At 32.3% G+C, this 12,149-nt stretch carries 7 protein-coding genes; 3 read left to right on the top strand and 4 right to left on the bottom strand.

Annotated features, from left to right (window positions below; genetic code table 11):
- Positions 1-66: 66 nt before the first annotated feature.
- On the bottom strand, positions 67-1,074 hold the full coding sequence (locus BUC29_RS21000) for a GntR family transcriptional regulator (RefSeq protein WP_073418540.1): 1,008 nt from the start codon (positions 1,072-1,074) through the stop codon (positions 67-69).
- Between the two features lie 181 nt (positions 1,075-1,255).
- Complete coding sequence (locus BUC29_RS20995; RefSeq protein ID WP_073418539.1) at positions 1,256-1,693, bottom strand: PepSY-like domain-containing protein; 438 nt, start codon at positions 1,691-1,693, stop codon at positions 1,256-1,258.
- A 305-nt stretch (positions 1,694-1,998) separates the two neighbouring features.
- Here BUC29_RS20995 and BUC29_RS20990 point away from each other — a divergent pair, with 305 nt between their 5' ends.
- Together BUC29_RS20990 and BUC29_RS20985 are read left to right on the top strand one after the other, a co-directional pair.
- A complete protein-coding gene (locus BUC29_RS20990) occupies positions 1,999-4,191 on the top strand; it encodes a tetratricopeptide repeat-containing sensor histidine kinase (RefSeq protein ID WP_073418538.1) in 2,193 nt (730 codons plus the stop codon).
- A 12-nt stretch (positions 4,192-4,203) separates the two neighbouring features.
- Complete coding sequence (locus BUC29_RS20985) at positions 4,204-4,845, top strand: response regulator transcription factor (RefSeq protein ID WP_073418537.1); 642 nt, start codon at positions 4,204-4,206, stop codon at positions 4,843-4,845.
- On the opposite strand, the gene BUC29_RS20980 is transcribed toward BUC29_RS20985, so the two are convergent.
- Both BUC29_RS20980 and BUC29_RS20975 read right to left on the bottom strand, forming a co-directional pair.
- Positions 4,846-5,763 carry a PorP/SprF family type IX secretion system membrane protein gene (locus BUC29_RS20980; protein ID WP_073418536.1) on the bottom strand — a complete coding sequence of 306 codons (918 nt, stop codon included), beginning with the start codon at positions 5,761-5,763 and terminating at the stop codon, positions 4,846-4,848. It abuts the gene before it with no gap.
- Positions 5,764-5,766: 3 nt separating this feature from the next.
- Entirely contained in the window at positions 5,767-10,575 is a 4,809-nt protein-coding gene (locus BUC29_RS20975) for an HYR domain-containing protein (RefSeq protein WP_073418535.1), read from the bottom strand.
- Positions 10,576-10,759: 184 nt separating this feature from the next.
- On the opposite strand from BUC29_RS20975, the gene BUC29_RS20970 reads away from it, so the two are divergent.
- Complete coding sequence (locus BUC29_RS20970; RefSeq protein ID WP_073418534.1) at positions 10,760-11,776, top strand: proline-specific peptidase family protein; 1,017 nt, start codon at positions 10,760-10,762, stop codon at positions 11,774-11,776.
- Positions 11,777-12,149: the final 373 nt, after the last annotated feature.

Raw genomic sequence — 12,149 nt, 5'->3', positions numbered from 1 at the left:
GTTTCAGCTTCTACCAAGGCTGCCTTGACAGATGAACTTCCAATATCATATCCGATATAATACATATTATAATGATTCTCTTATTATTAATTTTGTAGGTACATAACACTTTGTTTCTTCTTCATGCGTAATAAATGCCGCAGCTTTGGTACCGAGTTCTTTAAAATCAGTTGAGACAACTGAAATTCCCTTGTATATAAATTTCTTCATTGGCGTTTCGTTGTACGACAAAAAACCAACATCTTTTCCGGGTTCAAAATCTTTCTCCTTGCACTGCTCTAAAAAGTGTCCCAAAATCCTGTCGCTTACGCTGATGTAGGCCATTTCTTTTTCGATATTAAACTTTTTAGGATCTGTGATAATTTCATATTGAAAGTTGAAATCGGCACAGAATTTCTTAAAATATTCTACCGTTTCCCACGGATGGCTGGTAAAATCCGGATATATAAATTGTATTTTTTTATACTTTTTAAATAAATCAACTGCTTCTGTCAAAGACTCATAAAAAGCTTTTCCAAAGTCCTGAAAAACATAATTATCGCTTTTATCGGCATGAATATTCCAGTCGATTAAAAGCAGTTTGTCTTTTGAAATTGACGATAAGACCGGAGCAATATCCTTGTGATCAAAATTCATCACTACATATTTGTAATATTTCCCTATTCCGTTATTAATGATAGTTTTAAAAACATCAATATTATAGTGATGGAACTGGACATCTGTAATTACATTATCGGGTAAATTATTGACAAATGAATGGTATAAAACTTCCTTATAAGCCTTAAAGGTGTCTAAAACTAAAAGCACTTTTCTTGTTTCGCCCGAAACATAATACCCTTTATTGGGCACAGAATCGATGGTTTTTTGGTCTTTTAAAATTGTATAGGCTTTAAAAACAGTATCTCTTGATAACTGATTCGTTTTACAAATACTGTTTACCGAAGGCAGTAAATCTCCTTTTTGTAAAATATTTTCGGCAATGGCATTTGTTATCGCATCAACTAACTGTTGATATTTTGGAATATCACTTTCATGATTTATTTCAAATACAAACTTTTGTTCTTGATTTAGCATACCGTTCTGTTCCGTTCTGTTATGGTTGCTAAAGTAATTATTTGCGCTGTATAAAAAAATAGTTTTTATAATAAAATTGTTAACTTTTAAAATTAGTGCTGATTAAAAAAGAAAATCTCCTGTATTTATTTGACTTTTAATTCAAATGATACAAGAGATTTTCAACTTAACAGAGTGTGATTTATTTGTCTTTTTTATCTTTTAGAATTTTGCCGTCTTTTGTAAATTCTAAATCAATTTTATTTGTCAAATCAACATCCAGATCTTTGTGTCCATAGTCGATGTGCGTTATTTTTTCGTTTGGATGATTTTTGGCTACATAAGCTTTGATGTTATCAGGAATAAAAGCCGTTGGAATTGGTTTGTCACCGCCGTCAACTTCTCGATACGATCCGTCTTTCCAGAATTCAACTTCAGTTCCGTCTTGCAGCTTTACTTCAAAACCTTTTTCTCCGTGTTCTGCATCTTTTTTGGCAGTTACAACAGTTGTGTGGCTAAAATGCTTTTTCAAAAATTCCTGTGCCGGTTTTGGCAGTTCTGTTACTTCAATTTTCTTTTGCGCGCTGGCCGAGATTGTTATGGTCAACAATGCTATAGCTAAGAATATTCTGTTTTTCATAATTCAGTTGTTTAAGTATAGTATTACTAATTTAATCAAAGAAAAAATGCATTCAAATCTATTTAAGAAACTTTTAGTTATTTTTCATCTCATAATTAGCTGATTTACAAATTACTTAAAGCCCATTTTCGTAAAATAATTATATCACAACTTTTGTCAAAAAAATTATTTGTCGAAACCGCTATTTAATTGTTTTGTACTATTTTTACTTGTCTGTCAAAAATTGCTCAGATATTATAAACCCCAAAATTTACAAGGCTTTAAAAATTATTCAAGTTAAGTTTTAGAGCGCAAACCAAAAACGTATGACAATCTGGCCCGGAAGACTTTATTTATTGATCTTCACCTTTTTATCATTCAGTCTGCAAGGACAGATTGGGGATAAAAAGAAAACTTTTGTTTCCAGAAATTCTGTAGAAATTAAAGAAGATAAAAGTACGCTTGCACTTTATGATTTATACAATAAGGGCGAAGAGAAAAAGGCTTATCAAAAAGCGCATTCTATTTTAAAATCAGGCTCTTCCGGAAATCGGTCTATTGCCAGAACCAATTTACTTCTTGCCTATTATTTCAATAAAAGGGCGATTATCGATTCTTCTATTTATTACACAAATCAGGCTTTAAAATTCAATACGGTTGTAAACGACTCTTTAAAAAACCGGCTTTTTTCTCTTGGATATAATTTACTGGCGATCAATTATCAAAAAAGGGGTTTGCTGAATGAAAGCAAAAAATGGCATTTAAAGGGTATAGAAGCTTCTCAAAAATACAATGAAAAAAATCTTTTTTATACACATACGCATGGCTTAGCTCAAACGTACAGCGAATTGGGAGATTATACTAATGCGTTAAGATTATTTAAACAATGTCTTGAGTATAAAGATGATAACGAAATTATATTAGGGAGTTATATCAATATTGGCGATATTTATTCGAAGCTTAAAGATTATGAGAATGCCGGTATTTTTTATAAAAAGGGAAAAATTCTTTCGGAAAAAACCAATAACAATCAGGGACGTGTAATTATTTTATTAGGTCTTGGCGAAAATTACCAATCACAAAACAAACCTCAGGAAGCTTTAAAAGTATTTGAGGAAGCACTTTTAATTGCTGATAAAAGCGAACTGAACCAGTTGTCGATTGTGTGCCGAAGCAGTATTGGTGATACTTATATTGCGCTAAAAAAATATAATGAGGCGAAATTAATATTTTCTGAGGCGCTTCAAAAATCGGTTCATTTTGGACTGCTTCAAAATCAAAGTTATATTTATGATGAATTGCGAAAAATTGCGATTGAACAAAATGATTATAAAAGCGCTTATTCGTTTTTTGAAAAGTCAACCCATATAAAAGATTCGATTACTAATCTTCAAAAAACAAAAGAAATTAATGAATTGGAAATCAAATACAAAACAGCTCAAAAACAAAAAGAAATTGAGGTTTTGAAATTTGAAAATGAGGCTAAAAAATTAATTCTTGCAAATCAGGAAGAAGCAATAAAAAACATGCTGCTTCGGGAAGAAATTTCAAAGAAAAATAATGAAAATACGATTTTGGCTTTTCAGAATTCTTCGAATAAAAAACGAAATGAAATTTCTCTTTTAAAGAAAGACAAACAGTTGAAAGAACTGGAAATCAATCAACAAAAGAAAACTAAATTGTTTACAATAATTGCTTTTCTGATTTTACTGCTGCCTATTACGGGTCTTTTATTTCAATATTATAAACGTTTCAAAGTACAGCATTTACTGAATATTAAGCAGATGGAAATCAGTTCCCAAAAAATAAATGGAATTTTGAAAGATCAGGAACTGGAACTAATTAAGGCTTCTATCAGCGGGCAGGACAAAGAAAGACAGCGTATTTCGCAGGAACTGCACGATAGTATTGGCGGAAATCTGGCTGCAATAAAGCTTCAGGTAAATCACCTGGATGCCAGTAATTTTTCTAATATTCAAAAAATAAGCATGCAGCTCGACGAAACGTATCAGCAGGTTCGAAGTTTATCGCATACTTTACTTCCTAAGAAATTCAGTCAAAATAAATTTTTAGAAGTTATAGAATCTTACTTTAAAAATATTGGCGATGCGAGCAAGATTAAAATTTCGTTTATTCCATATCCGAAAAAAGAGATTAATGAACTGGATGAGAATATCCAAATCGAAACTTTTAAGATTATTCAGGAACTTTTGACCAATACAATTAAACATGCAAAGGCTTCGGAGGTTGAAATTCAGTTTAATTTTATTGAGAATATTGTTAATCTTTTATTTGAAGATAACGGAATTGGTTTTGATACTTCTAAACAATCTAAAGGAATTGGTTTTATAAATTTAGAAACCCGGATTAAAAAGCTAAATGGCTCTTTTGTAATTGATTCTAAAATAAAACGCGGCACGATTGTTAATATCGAAATTCCGGTTTTAGAAACCAAATCTAAAAATAAAATAAAGGGTATTGATTTGAAAAATCAGCTTGACGAATTGAAAAGCAACTAATATATTTGTTTAATGAAAAAAATTAATCTTCTTATTGCCGATGATCATAAAATGTTCTTACAGGGCATAATGTTGTTATTGGAACAAGAACCGAATATTACGATTGTTGACAAAGCGATTAACGGAAATGAAGCGCTTGAAATTGTAAAAAAGGGAGTTGTTGATTTTATTATTCTGGATGTAAGCATGCCGGAAATGGACGGGATTGAATTGAGCAAAATTCTGAAAAAGGAATATCCAAATGTCAAAATACTGATTGTAAGCACGCACAGTAATGTGATGATTATTTCGAGGTTAATCAGAATTGGCGTAAACGGATATTTGTTGAAAAATGCTGAGAAAGAAGAACTTTTGAAAGCGATAAATACGATTGCTTCGGGAGAAAATTATTTTGCTGAAGAACTAGAAGAAAAACATCTTTCAAATAGTTCAAAAATTGAAAAACAGGTTTCTAATTTAACTGAACTGAGTTCGCGCGAAAAGGAAATTTTGGTTTTGATAGCCCATGAATATAATACGGCTGAAATTGCCGAAAAAACATTTATAAGTTTAAATACCGTAAATACGCACCGCCGTAATTTATTGTCTAAACTAAATGCAAAAAATACGGCGGGATTGGTAAAATATGCTGTTGAAAATGGTTTGGTTGATTAATTATTCGAAACCTTTTCCTAATCGAACATTTAAAACGAGTCCGAAAGTATCCGGAATTACTACATTATCAAAGGATTTATTATAAGTACAGATAACTCTGAAATTATCTGAAATATGAAATCCTGCCAGCAGATTTAATGTGTTTGAAGTTCTGTAACCACCTCCAAACTCAAGTTTATTTTTATAATTGATTAAAAGATTAAAATCGGCCTGAAGAGGTGCTCCTTCTACATATTTCAGCAATATGCTGGGATTTACTAATACTTCTTCGAAACGATTGGTAAAGAACTTATAACCAAAATAACTGTAATACACATTTTTTAAATTGGTATTATTTTTTGAGTTGAAAGCTTCGTTTAAAAGATTTGGTGCTGATAATCCAAAATAAATTTTATCACAATTGTATAAAAACCCAACTCCTAAAGCAGGTGCAAAACTGTGTACGTCTTGCTGAAATTCGGGGTCATTTTCTAATCCTAATTCTGATAAATTTTCGTCGTAGATCATGGCTCCGGCTGTAACTCCAAATGAGATTATATTAGGATCGTATGCCCACCATTTTCCGTATTTATAATCTGAGTCATAATAAATCTTATAAGAATAGGAAGTAAAAAAATTGGTTGTATGGGTTACGCCTATTTGATCGTGAGAAATTCCGGCTGCTAATCCGATTTTTTCTGACCATGTTAGTTTATTTACAGAAAGATCAATACTTTTTGGACTTCCATCAATAGAATTAAAATAGCCATTGGAAGTCATCGCTATATCTATATCTGAATAATAACCTGCGTGGGCGGGATTTATTAAAACTGCATTGTAATTGTAACTGGAAAAAACGGGTGTCTGCTGCGCATAAATTCGATTTAAAAAAATGGCTATTATGGATAAGGCTATGACAATATTTATTTTACTTTTCATGAATTAACGTTTTAAAACAAGATATCCCTTGGTTTTCTTAAAATGGTGAGGCTGATTTACACGAATTTCGAAGAAATAAGTTCCTTCTGGCAATTGATTTGCTCCGAGACTTCGGCTCTTATTTGCAATTCCGTTAAATACATTTGTTGAATTATTGTAATTTTCAGTCTGGAAAACTAAATCCCCCCAACGATTGTATATCAATACTTCATTTTTTGGATAATTGGTTATATTGTCAATTTCCCAAAAATCATTTATGCCGTCACCATTTGGCGAAAAGCCATATTTCGTTTCGTCTTTTTGAACCGGAAGAACAGTTATGGTAACGTAATCTTCGGCTTCGCAGCCATCCTGATTTTTAAAAACTACTTTATAAGTTGTTGTTTCTTTAGGTGCTGCAATTGGATTTCCTACTTTATCATTGCTTAATCCAGTTGATGGTGTCCATAGATAAGTTCCATTTTCCAGTGCTAGTGCAAAAAGTTTGACAAATTCACCTTCGTTAATTTCAACGTCTTCTCCGGCATCAACTAAAACAGGATATGTAAACAGTTTAAAATAACATTCTTTAGTATTATTACTTTTATCTGAAACTTTAATTGTAATTGTCATTCCGTCTGAATACGGGCTTCCGGCAGACGGAGCCTGAGCTATTAAAGGATTTGGATCTGTATTGTCTGCTGCAGAAATCATTTTTGTAAAATCCGGAACTAGTGTTATTCCGCAATCAAACATTTGATCTGGTAAGCAGTCAAAAGTTGGCGCTTCGGTATCTTGAGCAACATGAATTTTAAATGAACATGAGGCAGCATTACCACTATTATCTGCCGTCGTCATTGTTATAATCATTCCGTCAGTGACGGCTGTTCCAAAACTTGGTGTTTGTGTAATAATCAAATTAGTATCACAATTATCAGTAGCTTTAATCATAGAACGATAATCCGGAAGCGTAACTCCATAACTTAAATTTTGGTCTCCGATGCAGGTTATAACAGGTTTTGTAACATCTGCGGAAGCGTTTATTTTAAAACTACAGTATGATTCATTATTTGAGGCGTCTTTTACTGTTATGGTTATTATCATACCGTCTGTAAAAACACTTCCAGCAGCTGGATTTTGAGTAATAATTGGAGAAGAATCGCAATTATCAGTCGCTGTAACTAAAGGCGTATAATCTGGAACTATACTGCCACATGACAATGTTTGATCTCCAATACATGTTATTACTGGTTTAATCTCATCTGAGGAAGTGTTAACTTTAAAACTACAGTATGATTCATTATTTGAGGCGTCTTTTGCAATAATTGTAATTGTCATTCCATCTGTAAAAACTGTTCCGGCAATTGGGGTTTGTGTAAGTACTGGTGAAGCGTCTCCTGCATCTGTAACTGTTATAAGATTTAGATAATTTGGAATTAATTTGGTTCCGCAAGCTATTACCTGATCTGTAATACAAGCAATTTTAGGCGGATCAGTATCTGCTACACTTGTAATGGCAAATTTACATTCAGAGCTATTTCCAGATGCATCTGTTGCTAATAATACAACTTCTATATTTGTTCCATCATAAACTGAACCTGCAACAGGCGTCTGGGTAATCTTAGGAAATGAGTCGCAATTATCTGTAACTGTAATACTATTGGTGTAATCCGGAATTAAATTTCCTATTTCTAGAATTTTATTTGCCGGACAATTAGCGATTATTGGTTTTTCTATATCGACTATTTTTTTTCCGAATATTACATATGTATAACCAGGGTTTCTGTTTACTTTTAAATTATCCCCGTAAGAATCAGGACTGCTTCCAATAATTAAATCACTTATTCCATCTTTATTAATATCTCCTGCAAAATTTATGGCTGTTTTATAAATATAAGCATTAGGTATAGTAAGTCTTAAAAACTCATTATTAGTTATGGAATTTAAATTTACAGTTGAGTTCCAGGTATTTCTGCCATACAAAATACCATCATCAAAGAAACAGTCATCGATACCATCGCCATTAAAGTCTCCTGCATATCCGAACTCAAAACCAAAATAATTTGAAACTTTAAATCCGTTACTTCCATCTAAATCTTTTAGATCAATAGTTTTAGCAAAAGAAGTTTTTCCAAATAATATATATTCCGCCGATACAAAAATATCATAAAGGCCATCACCATTAACATCTCCTGCCTTATTAATTCCAGCATAATAATTTACCGGAGCTACGGAATTCTCGACCATAAATCCGTTAGTTCCATTTATTTGCGAAATATTGAATTCCGCCGGAAAATTATCTGAACGTCCAAAAATTACAAACAGTTTTGTTTGATCATAATAACTGGTACCAATTCCTATGTCTGGAATTTTGTCTCCGTTTATATCTCCCAAACCTGAAACCTTTTTGCCTATTTTTCCAATTAGTGCATCACCTGTAATAACAAAACCGTTAGAACCATTGATGTCATTACCCCTTAATACCGCCGGAAAACCTCCATTTTTTCCATAAATAATAATACATTTTCCATTACCGGCACCAGACCCCCTTGTAATTACTGCTATATCTTGAAAACCATCCCCATTTAGATCTCCTACCGAAGTTATCGCTTCACCTAAATTACCATAACTATCATTACCTATAAGAGTAAAACCATTTGTTCCATTTAAAGCTGATAAATTAAAATTAGCAGGAAATCCTCCATTTTTTCCAAAAATAACATACACATGTCCTAACTCATATCCATAAGAAGACTCTCTGGTAGGATCACTAATCATAAAATCATCTATACCATCTCCGTTTAAATCTCCTGCACTGCTTACACCATAACCCGTTTCTGGAAAATTATTTGAAGGAGTATCATTTCTAATGGCAAAACCATTCGTTCCGTCCAATAAACCTAAATCAATGTTTGGAGGAAAACCAGTTGTTTTTCCGAAGACTACAAAAGCTGCTCCATGAATAATTTTATAAACTTTATCTTTTCCATACCACGGATTATAATTACCAGGAGCTCCAATTATAAAATCATCTATTCCATCATTGTTTACGTCACCTGCTGTATTTACACTAAATCCAGATTCTCTTGTTTTAGAATCTCCAAAAACAGTAAATCCATTGATGCCATTTAAATTTGAAACATTAAAAATTCCAGTATTACAATTGATTTCTTCAACAATCGTCTTTAATTTTACTAAAAAAGTACACGAATTTATATTTCCTGATGCATCCTTAGCTGTTATCGTAACATTTGTATCTTCAGTGAATATTGTGCCTTGCGGAGGGTTTTGCGTAAAAATAAGATCAAAATTATCTGTAATATCGTCACTTAAGTTTGTTAGATAAGAAACATAGTTAGGTAAAGTTGAATTTGCATAAAGCTCCATTCCAGACGGACAGCTTAATACTGGAGGAAGGTCTCCTCCCGAAGCTTTTATATTAAAACTACATGATTGTGTATTTCCTGAAACATCTTTAGCTATCAAGGTGACATTGGTACCTGATGAAAAAGATGTTCCAGCGGCAGGAATCTGTGTTATTACTGGATTATTATCACAATTATCAGTTACTGTTATTAAACCGGTATAATCAGGAATAATATCTCCAATAGCTAAAATCTGGCTTGCCGGGCAATTAGTTATAACCGGACTTGTAACATCAATAGAAATATTTACAATAAAACTACAAATAGAAACATTGTTTGAAGCATCTTTAGCTGTTAATGTTACAGTCATTCCAGGCGTAAAAGCAGATCCTGCTGATGGGCTTTGAATTATTGTTGATGAACTGTCGCAATTATCTGTCACACTTACCATAGAAGCATAATCCGGTAAAACAGATCCGCAAGATAAAGTTTGAGTTCCTAAACAGCTTAAAACCGGACTAACAGTATCGGGTGAAGCATTTACAATAAAACTACAAGTAGACGTATTATTTGAAACATCTTTTACATTTAAAACAACTGTCATTCCCGGGATAAAGGGTGTACCCGGAAGCGGACTTTGAGAAACGGTTAAATTCCCCAAGCAATTGTCAAATCCGGTAACCATAGTTCTATAATCTGACAAAAGTGATCCACAACTTTGAATTTGATTACCAGGACAACTTAAAGTAGGCGGAATAATATCAGTATTTGCCTGCGTTATATTAAAATTACAAAATGAAGTATTTCCGGATGGATCTGTATATTTAATCTGAACAGGGATTCCATTATAAAAAGGAGTTCCTGGCGCTGGAGTCATCTCCCAGGAAACTGAAATACTACAATCATCTTGCAGATTCATTATTGGATCAGTCGCATAATTAGGAAGTACATCTCCACAATTTAAGGTAACATTTGTGGGACAGTTAAAACTAGGAGGAGTAACGTCTGGAGTTAATGCAGTGATAGTTATTGAACAGCTGCTTGAATTGCCTGATTCATCAGTTGCCGTAAATACAATTATCATTCCGTCATAAAATTTGGTACCACCTGTAGATTGCGTCAAATAAATATCGCCGCCAGAATCATCAGTTACTATTAATTCATTCAAGTAATTTGGCACCAGACTTCCACAAGCAAGCTGTTTATTAGATGGACAGGTAATTACAGGAGGCAATACATCTGATGTTTTTTTTGATGTTGTATAACTTTTATCTTTTGATTTTTTAAGAGATTTAACAACCTGTTTTTCGTTATCAACATAGATTATTGTTCCTTTTTCAGTTATTTGTTTTTTATCCTGCTTAGGAGTACTCTTATCCTGACTGTAAGAAACTATTATTCCAGCAAACAGAAAAAAAAGAATAATAGAAATTTTTATGCCTACAAATGTGTTTTTTAAATTACCCATCAAATTATATATTTTAAGCTTAAATCAAATGGCAAAAATATATTGGATAAAAACTTCACACATCATTATAAATAATGATTTTGGAATATACGACTTAAAAAAGTTGTATCTATTTTTCTTCGAAATAGCAAATATTATACATTCAAAAATTCGTAATTTAGTTTAAACTCTTAAAAACTAATAAATGAAATATTTACTTTTTTCTGCAATCTTTTTATTAACAGTATCATGCAAAAATGAAACGCAAAAAAACAGCTTATCAGATTATTTTACTTACGATAATGAACCTGTTGAATCTGCTGGTATAAAAATGATCCCAATTAAAACACCTGTTGGAGAATTTAAAGTTTGGACTAAACGTTTTGGAAATAATCCAAAAATAAAAGTTTTATTGCTGCACGGAGGTCCCGCCATGACACATGAATATATGGAATGTTTTGAAACGTTCTTTCAACGTGAAGGATTTGAGTTTTATGAATATGATCAATTGGGTTCGTATTATAGTGATCAACCAAAAGACAGCAGTTTATGGACGACTGAAAGATTTGTAGAAGAAGTAGAACAAGTCCGAAAAGCAATTAATGCAGATAAAAATAATTTTTATGTATTAGGAAATTCTTGGGGTGGAATTCTTGCTATGGAATATGCTCTAAAATACCAGAAAAACATGAAAGGGTTATTGGTGGCAAATATGATGGCAAGTGCACCAGAATATGGAAAATATGCCGATGAAGTTTTAGCGAAACAAATGAATCCTGAAGTCCTTAAAGAAATTAGAGATCTAGAAAGTAAAAAAGATTTCGACAATCCAAGATATATGGAACTTTTAATTCCTAATTTTTATAAAGAACATTTATGCAGATTAAAAGAATGGCCGGATGGTTTAAATCGTGCCAGTAAACATGTAAATGGAGAAATTTATACTTTAATGCAAGGTCCTAGTGAGTTTGGAATTAGTGGAAGATTAGCAAAATGGGACATAAAAAACCGTTTACACGAAATTACAATTCCTACCTTAATGATTGGTGCTAAATATGACACAATGGACCCAAAAGCAATGGAAGAACAGAGTAAATTAGTGCAAAAAGGGCGTTATTTGTACTGTCCAAACGGAAGTCATTTAGCGATGTGGGATGATCAAAAAGTATTTATGACTGGCGTAATTGAATTCATCAATGATGTTGACAGTAAAAAAATATAATTAGAACTAAATCTCAACATATTGATTTACAAACTTTAAGTAGCAATAAAATAATTACGAAATTCATTTTTAAGAGTTGATTTTAACCAGCTCTTTTCTTTTTAAAGCAAAAAACACCATTCTCAGAGCATTTTTTAAACTTCCGAATTTTCAATGCTAAATATTATCTACGATTTCAAACTCAGGATTTATGATACAAATTCAGAAGTATATGGATTAAATTTTTACAAATCGAAGAATAAATTAACCAGAAATCGTAAAACAGTTTAAGACAAAAGAGATTAAAAACAAAAAACCCTATCCGATTAGGATAGGGTTTTTAAAAGAAAGGCGACGACATACTCTCCCACAATACTGCAGTACCATCTGCGCA

Origin of the sequence: Flavobacterium defluvii, from assembly GCF_900129555.1 — a bacterium.
GTDB classification, from domain to species: Bacteria; Bacteroidota; Bacteroidia; order Flavobacteriales; family Flavobacteriaceae; genus Flavobacterium; species Flavobacterium defluvii.
The sequence above is the reverse complement of the archived record's forward strand: the minus strand, read 5'-3'. Positions and strand labels throughout refer to the sequence as shown.

What these genes read in the sequence shown, in the direction of transcription:
- BUC29_RS21000 (WP_073418540.1), bottom strand. Translation starts at nt 1,074, where the DNA reads ATGCTAAATCAAGAACAAAAGTTTGTATTTGAAATAAATCATGAAAGT.
- BUC29_RS20995 (WP_073418539.1), bottom strand. Translation starts at nt 1,693, where the DNA reads ATGAAAAACAGAATATTCTTAGCTATAGCATTGTTGACCATAACAATC.
- BUC29_RS20990 (WP_073418538.1), top strand. Translation starts at nt 1,999, where the DNA reads ATGACAATCTGGCCCGGAAGACTTTATTTATTGATCTTCACCTTTTTA.
- BUC29_RS20985 (WP_073418537.1), top strand. Translation starts at nt 4,204, where the DNA reads ATGAAAAAAATTAATCTTCTTATTGCCGATGATCATAAAATGTTCTTA.
- BUC29_RS20980 (WP_073418536.1), bottom strand. Translation starts at nt 5,763, where the DNA reads ATGAAAAGTAAAATAAATATTGTCATAGCCTTATCCATAATAGCCATT.
- BUC29_RS20975 (WP_073418535.1), bottom strand. Translation starts at nt 10,575, where the DNA reads ATGGGTAATTTAAAAAACACATTTGTAGGCATAAAAATTTCTATTATT.
- BUC29_RS20970 (WP_073418534.1), top strand. Translation starts at nt 10,760, where the DNA reads ATGAAATATTTACTTTTTTCTGCAATCTTTTTATTAACAGTATCATGC.